Below are 15,205 nucleotides of genomic sequence, written 5' to 3' on the forward strand. Positions count from 1 at the left end.
CCGTCACAAGTTGTAATGATCCACCTTGTAACGGGACAGGTTATCCGAGTGGGTAAACCACTCGATCGTGCGTTCCAGCCCCCGACTCAGCCCATCCACTCCGCCGTAGATCGGCACATGTCCCAGCCAGGATGACGCACGGCGTGTATCGGCCCAGAGTCGTTCGACTTCGCTCTTCTCGGGGCGGAGTCGCTGGTCATCGGTCTCGATCTGGACTTCACGGCCCATCACATCGGCAATCAACCTGGCGGTCTCGCCAATACTGATCTCGAAACCACTGCCGACATTGATGACCTGACCGACGGCCGCGTCGCACTCGGCCACCTTGATGAAGCCGGCCACCGTATCGTCGACGTAACTGAAATCGCGGGTGGGATGCAGCGCACCCAGCCGTAACCGGCGGGCACCGGCGGCCAATTGCGTGATGATGGTGGGAATCACCGCTCGCGCGGACTGTCGTGGTCCATAGGTATTGAACGGGCGTATCAATGCCACCGGTGTGGAAAACGAGCGATGGAACGCCAACGCCAGTTGGTCGGCGCCGATCTTGGACGCCGAATAGGGGGATTGCCCCTGCAATGGGTGCGACTCGTCGATCGGCACACTGAGCGCCGTGCCATACACCTCACTGGTCGAGGTATGCACCACGCGTTCGACGCCCAGCTCGCGTGCCGCCTGCAGCACGTTGAGCGTTCCCTTGATATTGGTATCGATATAGGTATCCGGCGAATGGTAGGAGTAGGGAATAGCGATCAGTGCCGCCAGGTGCAACACGACATCGCAGCCCTTCATCGACTCCCGGACGCCATGCGGATCGCGAATGTCACCGGCAAACACCTCGATCGCCTCTCGAATGCCCGGCTCGCTCTGATCCAGCCACCCCCAGCTATTGAAAGCGTTGTACATCACGAACGCCCTGACCGAATGGCCACGCCTGACCAACGTTTCCGTCAGGTGCGAACCGATGAACCCATCGGCGCCGGTCACCAGAATCGTCTTGTTCGTCAAATCCATACGTCATTCATCCGGAAACGTCAGAAGGGAATGGTGTGGTCAGGCGTGCTGTGCCATGCGGCGGAACATCTCATTATCCTGAATCAGGCTGTCATAATTTCCCTGGTCGACGACTCGACCGCAGCTGATCAGATAGATGCAATCGCACTGCTTCACGGTCGCCAGCCGGTGAGCCACCAGCACGATGGTCTTGCTGCCGGAGAAATCGTGAATGGCATCCATGATGATCTTTTCGGTGATGCCATCGAGCGCGCTGGTCGCCTCATCCAGGATCAGCACACTGGCATCGTGATAGAGGGCGCGGGCGATTCCGATGCGCTGACGCTGGCCGCCGGAGAGTTGAATTCCGCGTTCTCCGACGCGGGTATCCAGGCCCTCGTCCAGCTCGTCGACCAGTTCACGTAAATGGGAAAGATCCACCGCTCGCTCGACGCGCGCTTCATCGATATCACCATCAGGTAGACCGAAAGCGATGTTGCGTCGAATACTGGCATCCGCCAGGAAGATACTCTGCGAGACGAAACCGATCGTATCCTGCCAGGCTCGTCTGTTTTCCCGAGTCAGTGGCCGCCCATCGATGAAGACTTGCCCCGCGTCTGGCTCGATCAGGCCCAGTAGCAAGTCGATGATGGTCGATTTTCCCGAGCCGGAAGCACCGACCAGTCCGATGACGCGGTTGATGGGAATCGTCAACGATAGCCCCTTCAGTGCAGCCTCCGATTTCCCCGGATAATGGAAGTCGACCTGGCTCAGAACCACATCGCGACGGAACGGCGTCGCAGAATCCGGAGAATGTTCATGCGAAGGAGCCACGACCATGCCGTCGTCATGATCAGATATTTCACGGCTCGCCCACAGATCATCACGGATCGCTTCATAGGCCGAGAGCGTGCCGCGAATACTGGACACACTCGAATAGGTCTGCTGAAAAGCCGGCAATAATTTGAAACCCGCCAGCGCATACACTGAAAGTACAGGGAGAATCGTCCCGAGATTTCCTTGATGACTTTTCAACAAATAAAGTATCAGGAATATAACGCCACCAAAGGCGATGATTTCCATCGCATAACGGGGTACCTGTCGTAGTGCCTGCGTCCCCCCCATCGACTGCGCTAGATCATTACTTTTTCGATCGAACTGAGTGACATACAAAGACTGTCGCCCCAGCAACAGCACATCCTTGATGCCGCCGAAGCCTTCGGCCATCAATTGATAGCGGTGATTCTGAGCCTCAGAAATCGTTCGGCCATTATTTGTCAACTTCATGCGAACGGTTTTGTACAACACGAAGTAAGAAGCGGAAAAGATGATCAACGCACTAACGGCGACTACCGGGTTATAAACGAAAACCACCGTCGACATCAGCAAAGCCATCACCAGCTTGGCATTCATCTGCATGACCGGGTTGATGATACCTGCCGTAATGCGCTGACACTCCTGAGCTATCTGCTTGGTCAAATAACTGCTGCTACCCGCCGAGTGAAACAGCCAGGGTTGATGCATGTAGTAACGATAGAGCCGGCTGGAAAGCTCGGCCCCCACATAAGCGCCATACAGCGATAGCCGCCAAGTCGTATACATCGAGAACAATCCCGCCACCACCAGTAACAACAGGACGGCAAGCCCCATCATGAACAGGAAGTCCTCAGGCGTGGCCAGGCCGCTGAACCGGTAGAGTTCCGCCAGCAACCCATCGCCCTGTAACTGTTCGATATCGCCCACCAGTGCCATGAACGGGCCGATCGAGACGACACCCGCAATCTCGGTGAACGACATGATCACGACGAGCACCTGCAGCGCCATGAGCTTGCGGCGCTGCTCGCGGGTCAGCAACGTGTAGAGTTCCTTGAGGTGGTGGAACATGCGTGGACTCAGGAGTAGGTGTAGTGGTAGTACCCGTAGCCGTAGCTGGCGGCCGCCTTGTTCTCGAGGGCGTTCATGATGCAACCCTTGACGTCGACACCGGCGTTTTCGAGGCGCTTGAGGGCGATATTCACTTCACGGGGAGGATTCAACTGGAAGCGTGCGACCATCAACGTCGTTCCGATCTGCTTGCCAACAATCGCGGCATCGGTGACGGCCAGAATCGGCGGCGTATCGATGATCACAAGATCGAACTCGGGGCTGACGCTCTGCAGGAAGCGTGAAAACCGCTCCTGCATCAACAGCTCCGACGGATTGGGAGGGACCACACCCCGCGACAGATAACAAAGCCCTTCGATCGAGGTATGCCGGATCGCCTGCTGCCAATGGCATCTGCCTGACAGGACATCCGACAACCCGTTGTCGGGCTTGTCGCCGAAGATATGGTGAATGTGTCCCTTGCGCATATCGGCATCGACGATCAGCACCCGCTGTTCGGCCTGGGCGCATACCGCTCCCAGGTTCGCCGACAGAAAGCTCTTGCCGACATCCGGACTGGGGCCGGTGATCATGATGCTGTTATTGATGGCGTCCAGCATCGCGAAGTGCAGACTGGTACGCAGGCCTCGCATGGCCTCGATGGCGGTATCGGTCGGATTCGTCGAGGCCAGCAATCCACCGATGACCGCTCGACTCTTCTTGTCACGCCGATGCTTGATGCGTTTGACCAGTTTGGTCTGGGCGTCGGACAACGGCACGGTCGCATAGACCGGCAGTCCCAGTGCCTCAAGTTGTTCGGGGTTTTCCACGCCACGGTTGAGAAACCCACGCGCCAGCACGAACGCCACCGACAGGAACCCACCCATGACAGTCGCCAGCATGACGATCACCGGCTTGTTCGGGGCAATGGGTCCGGCGCCGACCACCGTATCATCGATGATGCGCACATTGCCGATCGTTCCAGCCTTGGCTACCTGCAATTCCTGGGCGCGATTGAGCAGGTTGACATAGATCGCCTGAGTCACCTCGACATCACGGGTCAGCCGCACGACTTCCTGCTGGGCCGCCGGCAGACTGTCGATCCGCTGATTGAGCTCTTCGCGCTCCTCCATCAGGTGGGCTCGTTGACGTCCCAGTGCCCGGTAGGAGGGATGATTGCCCGTGAAACGCTGCGCCAGCTCGGCTTCCTGCAACTCGAGATCGCTCAGTTGTTGCTCGACGGCAATCACCTGATTGACCACGGACTGCGATTCCGAATTGAGATCGACGCTATTGGTGTCGACCCGATACTGATTCAGGCGTTCTTCAGCCTCATTCAGCTTGGTTCGCAACTCCGGCGCCTGCTCCTCCAGAAATTCCAGGCTCTGATCCGCCTGCGCCGACTGACGCTCGACATTCTGCATCAGGAAGGCCTCACTGATTGCATCGAGCGAATCCTGTATCTCGGCCCGGTCGGTACCTGTCAGTCGCAGTCGCAACATGCCGGTGCTGCTACCGCCACTCGCGCCCTGCTCGCTCACACCAAGACGTGCCCCCAGCGACCCGGCCGCCGCCGCGCGAGTCTGCTTGACCAGGGTAAACTCCACCCCGGCCGGCGCAGTGATCTCCGACACCCGCAGGTGCATATCGCCATCAAGGAACGTGACATTGTCACCGACACGCCCCTGACCGATCGTCCGTTCCCCCTGAAGAAGCGAGTAACTGTCGCCATCCTCGACTCGGAGGGTAAAGGGATACCCCCGCAACGATGCATCGACATCGAAACGCCCGACTCTCACACTCTCGCCACCCCAGGCCGCCGTATCGATCCCCAGCAAGTCGGGAAGGTCGATTTCATCGATCCCCCACTGCGAGAGGTACGGCACCGAAAACGGCTCGGGCCGGGCAATACCGTTACGGCGTACGTATTCACCGATATACGGCACCTTTTCAGGAATGACCAGCGTATCGAGCCCGGTTCGGTCCACGACCTTGCCCAGTACCATCCGTGAACGCAGGATCTCGACTTCCGCCGAAGTGTTCGACTCTTCATTGCCCATGATGGAGTCCAGATCACCCAACGGACTGACCGAAGACCGGCGCTCGACCTGGACCAGCGCATCGCCCTGGTAGATAGGCGTGGAGAGTGCGGCATAGACGACGCCGCCAACGAAGAACAACGCCGTGACGAGGATGATGAACCACTTGTGATCCAACAGCATGCCGAAAAGCCGGCCAAAATCGATGTCGCCACTTGTGCCGGATGACGGCTCATTTCTGTTGGGCAGAAAAGGCATTTGATTCATTGAGAGTTCCCTGCGGGTATCACAGTGTTATTTTGCGCTGCCATTCATCGGCGGCATTGACCAGCAAACGATGAACATGAATGTAGGACTCGCGGCTCTTACGGTAAGGATCGGGGATTTCCACACCCTGCGGGCCGCCCCCTTCGAGCCAGCGCCCGAACAGAAAGGTCCGGCCGGTGGCTTCCGGCGCCATGTCACCGATCGCCAATCGCTGCGATTCGGTCATCACCAGCACCAGATCGACGTTTTCCAGCCATTCCCTGCGTAATGATCGCGAACGATGGTGCTGTACATTCAACCCATCCGCTTCGGCCAACTCCCTGGCCGTGCTGGCCACGCCCAGCCCCTCTTGCAGGTTGGCACTCAATCCGGCCGAGCGAATCACTCGACCGGGTAGGCGGACTTGCAACAAGGCGGTCGCCACCGGACTGCGACAGAGATTGCCGCTACACACCACCAGAATCGAATCGAACATCGATGTCACAGATCGTTCACATCCGTGGTGGTATTCACGAGCGACCCCGGCAGGTTGACGGAGGGCAACAGCAGGCTGATGACGGTATTCCAGCGAGCCAGCGGCGCCGATGTCACGTAGATGATATCCTGCGGTTCCAGCGGGAACCGGGTACCCATCGCCAGCGCCACCGCATTGCTGATATCGAGCTGATAGACCGTGGCCACCTTGTCACTGGCATCGCGGTGGGTGCGGATCACGAAAATCCCCGTCGGCTCGGCCCGCTCTTCCACCACGCCGCCGGCCCGGGCCAATGCATCGGTCAAAGTGATCCGCTCATTGCCCAGATTGAGGTTGCCCGGCGCGCGCACCTGCCCGAGCACCGCCACGTTCTGGTTCTCCCGCGTCGGTACATGCAAGATGTCGCCGTCCTGCAGCAGCCGGTTCTCCGTTCGGTCGCCCCGCTGCATCATGTCGTACAACGAGAGGACCTCCTCTTCGTCATCGCGGGTCAGCGTCACCTCATGCCAATTACCTTCAGCGCTGATGCCCCCGGACAGACTGATGGCATCCATGGCCGTCAACGGCACATTGGTAATGGGAATGGTGCCCGGCGAACCGACCGCGCCACTGACATAGACCTTCTTGGCACGATAGTCAGCGACGGTCACCTCGATCTGCGGGTCATTGATGTATTCGGACAACCGGCGAGTCAACAAGTCGCGAACCGCCTCGACCGTCATACCCTCGACCTCGACCCGGCCGATATAGGGATAGAAGAGGGTTCCATCGGGATGGACGACATTGCCCGCCTCGGCAGCGCTTCTTTCGCCACCCGCGGGAATGGTCAACTCCGGATGATCATAGACGACGATACTCAGCACATCGCCCGGCCCGACCAGATACTCGTAGTCGGTGACCGCCGCACTGAGTGTCGGCGATATCGGGCTGGCAATGCTCCCGTTCAAGCGGGCCCGGTATTCGGAGACCAACTCCGGCGTAATCGGCTCGATATCGACCAGGCCATCCAACGAAACGGATTCCGCCTCGTAATCGATATGACCGCCGGGAGCCATCGCACAGCCACTCACGCTGATCGATAGTGCGATGATACCCAACCAGTGACGTCGCCCCTGCGTTCCCATACTGGTACCTATATGTCGTTATTGGGGGATGGCGTTATTATTCGTGCGTCAACCACGCTACCGCCCCAGAGTTATCCCGGCCTTCTCTCAAGCCGTAACAACGCCCTATTCCGCACCGAAATCGATGCAGTCAGCAGCACTGTACACTTTGTAACAAGATGAACCCCTGCACTACATAAGATTACATATGGTTGGAGTTTCTGCACGGTGGGTTTTTCTCATGCTTTTTCAGGAAAAGAGAATAAGGAGAGCTCAACTCATCAATAAAATGATGAATTTAAAAAATAAAACAAGAATTATCGGGTGCCTTTACCAAGCACGAGGAAAGAGAAAGGCGGCAGGAAAAGCGAGGCTAACGATTCGTGTCTTTATGTAACAATGACAACTGTCGTTGCAACAGTGCCCACAAGATTGCCAAAAACCCGAGGTAGGCAATGAGACCTCTGGAATCGCGCAGCATGGATTGGCTCATGCCAAAAATCAGAAAGGCCATCACCAGAAGTATGCCGGATACCACCAACGCCTTGACTGCAGGGCATGCATGCCGCCGATACTGGAGGAAAAGCCATGCCGGGACACCATACAACATGGCAAGGCCGAGACCGCCGACGATGCCCCGCCGCGCCAACGTATCGAGGATATCGCTGTGCAACTGATCGTAGTAATGAATCGCCGGCGATACCGCATCGTCAGCGATCAACATGTCGCGCTTGGTGATCAACTCCGTTTCGCCCCATCCCAACCAGGGCGCAGACTGGAACAGCAGCCAGGCCGCCCGCCACATCTCGACACGAGCTCCGTATGACGTATCCGCCTCGCCGGTACGATGGTAAGCACCAACCTCCTGGGCCATCTCCATCAACCGCAGCGTCACCCCTACGGGCAGGATCAATAGCGCAGCGCCACACACCACCATGCATCCGACCGCCACCCAAGGGTTGATCAACCGGAAAAGGCTGCGATGGTAAGCGATGCCAATCGTGGCCCCCATCAACGGCACGACGATCCAGGCGCCTCGCGTGCCAGATAGTACCATCGCCACAAGCGCGAACCCCGCCGCCAGCAGCGCAGCCACCAGGCCACGCCGCGATGCACGGTGTCGGCCGCTCTCGAGGATCATCAACGCCAGCACCAAGGACATCGCCGCCAGCAGCAGCGACAGGTTACCGAACGGAATCGCATTGATATGCCCACCGGCACGCTCCGCTCCGAGCAACCGCTCGACCACCGCCACCACACCGGCTCCCAGCGCGCCCGTCACGATCCCGTAGTACCAGTAGTGAAACGGCGGGCTGAACCGGCGTAGCCACAACAGTACAACGACCCCCCATAACGGCCAGAACGCCATCGACCAGGGCCACAGCTCGGCACCACTACGCCAGGCATCGACCAGCCACCAACAGCCATAGGCCAGCAACGCCGCGACGATCGCCCCATCACCAGGCTGCCGGCACAGCGCCCCAACCGATAGCAGCACCCCAAGGCCCATCAAGGGAAGCATCAGCAGCAGCACGCCTTCGAGTACCAGAGGTACAGTTACCAACAGCGCCGCGAACGCCACCACGCCCCAGCCGTTAACCCGCTGCCATCCCGGTGCGCGCTGCATGGATAGGCCCAACCTCCGTCACATCGGATGTAAGTGCGACTTCAGTCGCGATTCCATTTTTCATCTTAGCTGAGTGTCAGGAACGCACCGCCGGTCGTGATGAGAATACCAAGCAGCTGTACGAGGCGTTTATCGCGTGACATCAACCGCTGACCCACCCACCGAGCCATGTAAGTGATAAATAGCGTAGCGACAATAAAGCCGGCAAGATACATCAGAGGCGCCATCCCCGCCGGCATTTCCGCGCCATGGGCCTGCCCATGGAAAAACAGGAAAAGCACGACCATAGGGGCGCCCAGCACTGTCGGCGCCTTGAAGAGCGTGGTGACCAGCATCCCCATCAGCAGGACCGACATGACGATACCGAATTCGATCCCCGGCAAGAGTAAGCCTCCCCACGCCACGACGGCACCAAGCAGCATACCGAAAGCCGCCAACCAGGGGATCACCGAACGGCACGCCGGACGTTGGTTAAGGCTCCAGACGCCGATCGCCATCATTGCCACCATGTGATCGAGTCCAAGCAGCGGGTGGGCCAATCCCGACCAGAACCCGCCGGCGACCACCTCGTGTCCCGGATGGGCAATGGCGCCCCCCGATGCCAACAGCAACACGCTTCCCACTACCGGCCATACACCCACTCTCCCCTTCATGCGCCGTGCCATAACCATTCTCCTCGTCATCAATCGATACCAACGTTCAGTCTCCTCGACACAACAAGGAAACTCATCGTCCGCGACGCTTTCGCCAAGCGGCAAAATCATCCTTGCTCTGCTGTTTCGTCGGTGGATAAAGGCCGATGATGGAGCGCCCCGCCAGGACTTCTTCCGTGACGAAATCTTCGAACGCCGTCATTTCCACCGCTTCATCGGCGATTTCATCGGCGAGATGTGCCGGTATGACGATCACCCCCTCACCGTCGCCGACAATGACATCGCCGGGAAACACGGGGACATCGCCGCAACCGATCGGCACATTGATGTCGATCGCCTGATGGAGCGTCAGATTGGTCGGCGCGGACGGACGCTGGTGATACGCCGGTATGTCCAGTCCAGCGATCTCGGGTGAGTCACGAAAACCGCCGTCCGTCACGACCCCGGACACTCCCCGCACCATCATCCTTGAAATGAGGATGGAACCCGCCGACGCCGCGCGAGGGTCGCGCCGACTGTCGATGACCATCACCGCGCCGGCAGGACACTGCTCGACGGCGGCGCGTTGCGGATGGTCGGGATCCTGGAAGACCGTGATGGGATTGAGGTCTTCCCGGGCGGGGATATAACGAAGCGTGAACGCTTCTCCCACCATATTGGACTTCTCGGGGTCGAGCGGGCTTACCTCCTGGATGAACTGATTGCGCAACCCGCGCTTGAACAGTGCCGTACTCAAGGTGGCCGTACTGACGCCCATCAGCTTTTCGCGTGTCTGTGTCGTAAGGGTCGTTTCTGACATGACGTTCGTGCTCCTCAATAAATATCGGGCTCGCCCACGGCAGGACCGAAATCGGTCTCCAGAAAGTCGAAGTCACAACCTTCGTTCGCCTGTTTGATGTGTTGCGCAAACATCCAGCCATAGCCTCGCGCAAAGGCCGGCCTGGGGGGCGTCCATTCAGCACGGCGGCGTGCCAGTTCGTCGTCCGAGACATCCATGGAGAGACGCCGCTGGGCTATATTGATGTGGACCATGTCGCCAGTCCTCAACAGCGCCAACGGTCCGCCGGCGGCCGCTTCGGGGGCGGCATGCAGCATGCAGGCGCCATAACTGGTACCACTCATGCGGGCATCGGAAAGGCGCAGCATGTCGCGCACGCCCTGCTTGACGAGCTTGGTCGGTATCGGCAGCATCCCCCACTCCGGCATCCCCGGCCCTCCCAGGGGCCCTACATTGCGAAGCACCATCACATGGTCGGCCGTGACCTCCAGATCGTCGTCGTCGATGGCCGCCTTCATTTCGGGGTAACTATCGAACACCAGGGCCGGCCCCGTATGATCATGGAACCTGGGGTCGCAAGCGGCGGGCTTGATTACGCACCCATCGGGAGCCAGATTGCCGCGCAACACCGCCAATGAGCCTTCCCGGTAGACCGGATTCGACAGTGGCCGAATCACCTCGTCGTTGTAGACTTCCGCGCCCTGCAGCGTCTCGCCCAGGGTCTCGCCGGTCACCGTCACGGTATCGAGCGCCAGGAAATCGGTCAGACGGGTCATCAACGCGCGCAATCCACCTGCGTAGTAAAAGTCCTCCATGAGGAAGTGCTCGCCGCTCGGTCGCACATTGGCGATGACGGGAATATCACGACTGGCCTGATCGAAATCCTCCAGTGACATATCGATGCCCGCCCGCCGGGCCATGGCAATCAAGTGGATGACCGCATTCGTCGAACACCCCGTCGCCATGGCAACAGTGACGGCATTATTGACCGCCGCCGGCGTGATGATTCGCCCAGGCGTCAGATCCTCCCAGACCATGTCCACGATCCGGCGCCCCGAGGCCGCGCACATGCGTATATGGTTGGCATCAGCCGCCGGGATCGAGCTCGCCGCCGGTAACGTCAGGCCCATGGCTTCGGCAATGGCGGTCATCGTGCTGGCCGTTCCCATCGTCATGCAGTGGCCGTATGACCGTGCGATACCCCCTTCTATGGCAATCCATTCATCGCGATCGATATTCCCCGCACGACGCTCGTCCCAGTATTTCCAGGCATCCGAACCGCTTCCCAGAACGTTTCCCTGCCAGTTGCCACGCAGCATCGGGCCCGCCGGCACGAAAATCGCGGGGAGCCCGGCACTGACCGCGCCCAATACCAGGCCCGGCGTGGTCTTGTCGCAGCCGCCCATCAACACCACGCCGTCCACGGGGTGCGAGCGCAGTAGCTCCTCGACTTCCATGGCCAGCATGTTGCGATACAGCATGGTGGTCGGTTTCACGAAGTTCTCGGCCAACGACAACGCCGGCAACTCGATTGGGAAACCGCCCGCTTCGCTGATGCCGCGTCGAATATCATCGACTCGATGCTTGAAGTGCGCATGGCACGGATTGATGTCGGACCAGGTATTGATGATGGCGATCTGAGGCCGGGCTTCCCAATCACTCGGTTCCCGGCCCATCTGCATGGCCCGCGAGCGATGACCGAAGGAACGCAGGTCGTCGGGCGCATACCAGCGGGCACTACGCAAGGTCTCGGGATGTTTACTGTATTTGCTGTTGTTGTTTGTCATGACGTGTCCTGAAACGGCTAGGATACGCGGCACTCAAGTCGTCTGCTTATCATTCATATGATGAATAAACTGACATTGATGCCGCTCTCTCGATAGACGATCTACGCGGTAACGAACGGCTTAGCGGTTCTCGACCAACGCTCTGAAATGATCCGCCCTGGCATCGGCCTGGCGTGTCAGCAGGCCCATGTCCGAGGCCACTGCAATGAACGCAAAGCCGGCATCGAGCCAGTGTTCCGCCTGCTCCTGCACGGGCGCGAGAATGCCGGCGGGCATACGGTGTTCCCGGCAAAGCGCCAACCCCCTTGCGATCTCTCGTTGCACCTCGGCGTGTCCGGCTTCGCCGATATGTCCCATATCGGCGGCGAGATCGGAAGGACCGATGAAAATGGCATCGACCCCTTCCACCGCGGCGATGGCGGGAATATTGTCGATCGCCCTCGATGTCTCGACCTGCACGATCAGACATAGCTCGTCATTGGCCCGGTGGACATAGTCGGGCACGCGGCCATAGCGGTTGGCACGATGGGCGGCCGCCACGCCTCGGATGCCCTGATTAGGATAGCGAACCGCCGCGACCGCGCGTTCGGCCTCTTCCGCCGTCTGCACGAAGGGAATCAGCAAGGTCTGCGCCCCGATGTCGAGAAAGCGCTTGATGAGAACCGGATCGTTCCAGGCCGGGCGTACGACAGCTGCGGTCTGGGTTCCCGCCAACGCCTGCAGTTGTGTCACGACATTGGGGAGTTCATTCGGTGAATGCTCGGTGTCCAACAGCACCCAATCGAATCCGGAATCGCTCAGGGCGTCGATCACGATGTTGGAACACAAGGTGCTCCATATACCGATCTGCGCCTGTTCGTTCAACAACGACTTGAAGCGGTTCTGTGGCAACGTGGCAGGCATAGCGTCTCCTTGGGTTTGTTATTGTCGATGATCACGACTGGCTTCCTAGAATCCGGATGGCGGCACAGGCGGCACCGTATCCGTTATCGATATTCACCACGGTCACGCCCGGAGCACAGCTGGACAACGCCGAATCCAGGGCCGCTCGACCGCCGTCAGCGACGCCGTAGCCCACCGAGGTCGGTACCGCGATGATGCTTCCCGATACCAGGCCGGCGACGACACTGGGCAAGGCCGCGTCCATGCCGGCGAATACCAGTTTGATGGGGACGGCCTCCAGCCGCTCGACATGGTCGAGCAGCCGCCACAGGCCGGCCACGCCCACGTCGCTGACCACATCGACGGCATAGCCGTTATATTCGAGCGTGCGCCGCGCTTCGGCAGCGACTCGCGCATCCGCCGTACCGGCCGTCACGATGGCGATGGCCGGCGCATCCCGAGGGGACGGCATGTCACCCAACACGGCCGTGCTGGACAGCGAGTCATAATCGAGAATCTGCTGAATGTGCGCAGGCTGGGCCTCCCAGCACTGCTGGCTGATGCGGGTAATGAGCAAGCGGCGCTCCTCCGCGACGGCCTCATCGACGATCGCGGCAATGCGATCCGGCGTCTTGGATTGCGCAAAGACGGCCTCCTCCAACCCGATACGAGAGGCACGCTTGCGATCGAAACGGACAATCTGTTCATCAGCCATGCAGAAAGGCACTCCCTTGTTGATAGGCAGCCAGGGTGACAGGCGCTTCACGCCCATGATCCGCCATGATGCGTCTGGCCTGAGACAGCAATTGTCGATGCGAGGCCGGGGTCAGAGACGTAAATGATGCGTCGTCCAGTTCGATGCAGTATTCCGAATGACGCACCCGACAGCGAACCGTGATGTTGCCCAGCCGGTCACGCACCGATTTTTCGATCGCATCCACCATCAGCAGCGTATCGGCCTCGACCGGAAGCCCCGTCTCGATACGGCTCGACAGACAGGGCGCGGCGGGTAGACGCGAGATATCGGTCAGACCCAACGAGTGCGCCAGCGCGCGAACCGCGGCTTTGTCCATGCCCGCTTCCACGAACGGATGGACGACACCGTGTTCACTGGCGGCGATGAGGCCGGGACGATAATCGCCCAGGTCGTCGGTATTCGTTCCGGACGCTATCGTCAGGGACGTCCCCTGGAAATGCGCCTGCAGTCGCGACATCGTGTGGTACAGGTGAGTCTTGCAGTAATAACATCGATTGACGGGATTGCGGAGATAGTCGGGATCGTCGAACTCCCCCGCATCGATGACCTCGAGCCGCAACTGCCATTGGCCGGCAAGCCGCCGGACCCGGGCTGAGGCATCCCCCGGCACGGCCGGCGACAGCGCATGGCAGAGCGTCACGTTCTCCCGGCCCCGGACCCGATGGGCGGCCGCTGCCAGGGTCAAACTATCCACTCCGCCACTGACGGCAATGACCAGCATTTCCGGCGTCTGTAACGCGGCATGCAGTTCGGCGGAAATGGCCATTACTCATCCTCCCGAACGTGTTCGGCTTCGACTCTTGCCTGCTGTCGCTGTCGCTGGGATTGCCGGAGCCGAGCGATATCATCCGCCTCGGCCTTGCGGGTATCACCGGACGGACGGAACGCCGTCTTGACGCGAACCGAGCCGTGACGGGTAGCCGCTTCGCCATGCTCCCTGGTCAGCAGTGCGCGCTCGACGTCATGGTAGCGAATGCCCAGAGTCGTGGTCTGGCGAAAACACGCCGCCAGAATGTCATCGACGTGCTCCGGCTGCGCCAGCAATTCGATCCGGAAACCGAGGCGACCCTTCTTCGACGCACGGGTATCCTGAGAGAGGTCCAGCACCCCGGGCATGTCACGCAACAGGTCGACGGCAATCGCGATGTCTTCAGGCGTTTGATCATCGACATCGAACACCGCCTGGACGACCCGATCATGACTAAAGCCTGAGGCTTGCTCAGTTCCCTCGAGCACCAGCAGTCGCAAGGCATTGGCCCGACCCTGCAGTTCACGGCTGCCGAACCCCGTACCGGACCCGAGCAACCGGCCGGCACAACGGGTATCGAAATGACAATCGAGATGACGGAGTATCGATGCCCCCGTGGGAGTAATACGCTCCCCGGCCACTCCGTCATCGTGTACCGGCATTCCGGCCAGCAACTCAGACGTCGCGGGTGCCGGTACCGAGACCCAGCCGTGATCGGTATGCACCCGACCACTCCCCATCGGCAGCGAACCGCACAACCACTCCGTATCCCCGATGGCCTCGAGCAGCGCGGCAACCGCCACGACATCGATCACCGAGTCCCAGGCACCGACCTCATGGAACGCCACCTGCCGACGGGTCACTCCGTGAACGGTCGCCTCGGCATCGGCCAGCAGTGCATAGATATCCAGCGCCCGGCTCGCGACACCTGGCGGCAGGCCGCAATGGCCGATGAGTTCGACGAGATCACCATAATGATGGTGGCTATGGGCCTCATGGTCGCTTGCGGCTGCAACGTGGAAACGCTTGCCTTGAAACCCTGAAAACGTACCTTGCTCGATTCGCCAGCTCACCGGGGGCGGCAATGGCAGGCAAGCCAATGCATCCGCCAGTGCCGACTCATGCTCCGGAAACGCATCCAGCAGCGCGGCGACCATCATGTCACCGGCAACGCCACCGAGTGGATCGATCCGAATCAAGCGCTTTCGCTGCATGGCGAGCTCCATTCTCGTT

13 protein-coding genes are annotated in these 15,205 nt (G+C 59.9%); all 13 read right to left on the reverse strand.

Annotated elements, in window-relative coordinates:
* Positions 1 to 3 precede the first annotated feature (3 nt).
* Positions 4 to 1,014 (reverse strand): NAD-dependent 4,6-dehydratase LegB, encoded by a 1,011-nt coding sequence (locus tag BLW01_RS12000; protein ID WP_092570046.1) that lies wholly within the window; start codon positions 1,012 to 1,014, stop codon positions 4 to 6.
* 39 nt (positions 1,015 to 1,053) lie between these two features.
* Positions 1,054 to 2,877, reverse strand: coding sequence for an ABC transporter ATP-binding protein (locus tag BLW01_RS12005; RefSeq protein ID WP_092570048.1), 1,824 nt, complete (start codon positions 2,875 to 2,877; stop codon positions 1,054 to 1,056).
* A gap of 8 nt (positions 2,878 to 2,885) precedes the next feature.
* Positions 2,886 to 5,162 (reverse strand): polysaccharide biosynthesis tyrosine autokinase, encoded by a 2,277-nt coding sequence (locus BLW01_RS12010; protein WP_229806511.1) that lies wholly within the window; start codon positions 5,160 to 5,162, stop codon positions 2,886 to 2,888.
* A 19-nt stretch (positions 5,163 to 5,181) separates the two neighbouring features.
* On the reverse strand, positions 5,182 to 5,637 hold the full coding sequence (locus BLW01_RS12015) for a low molecular weight protein-tyrosine-phosphatase (RefSeq protein ID WP_092570050.1): 456 nt from the start codon (positions 5,635 to 5,637) through the stop codon (positions 5,182 to 5,184).
* A gap of 5 nt (positions 5,638 to 5,642) precedes the next feature.
* Positions 5,643 to 6,761 carry a polysaccharide export protein gene (locus BLW01_RS12020; RefSeq protein WP_092570052.1) on the reverse strand — a complete coding sequence of 373 codons (1,119 nt, stop codon included), beginning with the start codon at positions 6,759 to 6,761 and terminating at the stop codon, positions 5,643 to 5,645.
* 352 nt (positions 6,762 to 7,113) lie between these two features.
* On the reverse strand, positions 7,114 to 8,367 hold the full coding sequence (locus BLW01_RS12025) for an O-antigen ligase family protein (RefSeq protein ID WP_092570054.1): 1,254 nt from the start codon (positions 8,365 to 8,367) through the stop codon (positions 7,114 to 7,116).
* 65 nt (positions 8,368 to 8,432) lie between these two features.
* Positions 8,433 to 9,032 (reverse strand): HupE/UreJ family protein, encoded by a 600-nt coding sequence (locus BLW01_RS12030; protein ID WP_229806510.1) that lies wholly within the window; start codon positions 9,030 to 9,032, stop codon positions 8,433 to 8,435.
* Between the two features lie 61 nt (positions 9,033 to 9,093).
* Positions 9,094 to 9,819 (reverse strand): ribonuclease activity regulator RraA, encoded by a 726-nt coding sequence (locus BLW01_RS12035; RefSeq protein ID WP_092570056.1) that lies wholly within the window; start codon positions 9,817 to 9,819, stop codon positions 9,094 to 9,096.
* 14 nt (positions 9,820 to 9,833) lie between these two features.
* Positions 9,834 to 11,585, reverse strand: coding sequence for an L-arabinonate dehydratase (araD, locus tag BLW01_RS12040; RefSeq protein ID WP_092570058.1), 1,752 nt, complete (start codon positions 11,583 to 11,585; stop codon positions 9,834 to 9,836).
* Between the two features lie 120 nt (positions 11,586 to 11,705).
* A complete protein-coding gene (locus tag BLW01_RS12045; RefSeq protein WP_092570060.1) occupies positions 11,706 to 12,488 on the reverse strand; it encodes an HpcH/HpaI aldolase family protein in 783 nt (260 codons plus the stop codon).
* 31 nt (positions 12,489 to 12,519) lie between these two features.
* On the reverse strand, positions 12,520 to 13,182 hold the full coding sequence (larB, locus tag BLW01_RS12050; protein ID WP_092570062.1) for a nickel pincer cofactor biosynthesis protein LarB: 663 nt from the start codon (positions 13,180 to 13,182) through the stop codon (positions 12,520 to 12,522).
* Positions 13,175 to 13,990, reverse strand: a complete 816-nt coding sequence (gene larE / locus BLW01_RS12055) for an ATP-dependent sacrificial sulfur transferase LarE (protein ID WP_092570064.1) — start codon at positions 13,988 to 13,990, stop codon at positions 13,175 to 13,177. Before larE ends, larB begins: the two co-directional genes overlap by 8 nt.
* Positions 13,990 to 15,186 (reverse strand): nickel pincer cofactor biosynthesis protein LarC, encoded by a 1,197-nt coding sequence (larC, locus tag BLW01_RS12060; RefSeq protein ID WP_175529835.1) that lies wholly within the window; start codon positions 15,184 to 15,186, stop codon positions 13,990 to 13,992. The genes larE and larC overlap by 1 nt, the downstream gene beginning before the upstream one ends.
* Between the last annotated feature and the right edge of the window lie 19 nt (positions 15,187 to 15,205).

Origin of the sequence: Aidingimonas halophila, from assembly GCF_900106955.1 — a bacterium.
In the GTDB taxonomy this organism is placed as follows: domain Bacteria; phylum Pseudomonadota; class Gammaproteobacteria; order Pseudomonadales; family Halomonadaceae; genus Aidingimonas; species Aidingimonas halophila.

Excerpts from the sequence above, each read along its gene's own strand:
- BLW01_RS12000 (WP_092570046.1), bottom strand. The coding sequence starts at position 1,014 with ATGGATTTGACGAACAAGACGATTCTGGTGACCGGCGCCGATGGGTTC.
- BLW01_RS12005 (WP_092570048.1), bottom strand. The coding sequence starts at position 2,877 with ATGTTCCACCACCTCAAGGAACTCTACACGTTGCTGACCCGCGAGCAG.
- BLW01_RS12010 (WP_229806511.1), bottom strand. The coding sequence starts at position 5,162 with ATGAATCAAATGCCTTTTCTGCCCAACAGAAATGAGCCGTCATCCGGC.
- BLW01_RS12015 (WP_092570050.1), bottom strand. The coding sequence starts at position 5,637 with ATGTTCGATTCGATTCTGGTGGTGTGTAGCGGCAATCTCTGTCGCAGT.
- BLW01_RS12020 (WP_092570052.1), bottom strand. The coding sequence starts at position 6,761 with ATGGGAACGCAGGGGCGACGTCACTGGTTGGGTATCATCGCACTATCG.
- BLW01_RS12025 (WP_092570054.1), bottom strand. The coding sequence starts at position 8,367 with ATGCAGCGCGCACCGGGATGGCAGCGGGTTAACGGCTGGGGCGTGGTG.
- BLW01_RS12030 (WP_229806510.1), bottom strand. The coding sequence starts at position 9,032 with ATGGCACGGCGCATGAAGGGGAGAGTGGGTGTATGGCCGGTAGTGGGA.
- BLW01_RS12035 (WP_092570056.1), bottom strand. The coding sequence starts at position 9,819 with ATGTCAGAAACGACCCTTACGACACAGACACGCGAAAAGCTGATGGGC.
- araD (WP_092570058.1), bottom strand. The coding sequence starts at position 11,585 with ATGACAAACAACAACAGCAAATACAGTAAACATCCCGAGACCTTGCGT.
- BLW01_RS12045 (WP_092570060.1), bottom strand. The coding sequence starts at position 12,488 with ATGCCTGCCACGTTGCCACAGAACCGCTTCAAGTCGTTGTTGAACGAA.
- larB (WP_092570062.1), bottom strand. The coding sequence starts at position 13,182 with ATGGCTGATGAACAGATTGTCCGTTTCGATCGCAAGCGTGCCTCTCGT.
- larE (WP_092570064.1), bottom strand. The coding sequence starts at position 13,990 with ATGGCCATTTCCGCCGAACTGCATGCCGCGTTACAGACGCCGGAAATG.
- larC (WP_175529835.1), bottom strand. The coding sequence starts at position 15,186 with ATGCAGCGAAAGCGCTTGATTCGGATCGATCCACTCGGTGGCGTTGCC.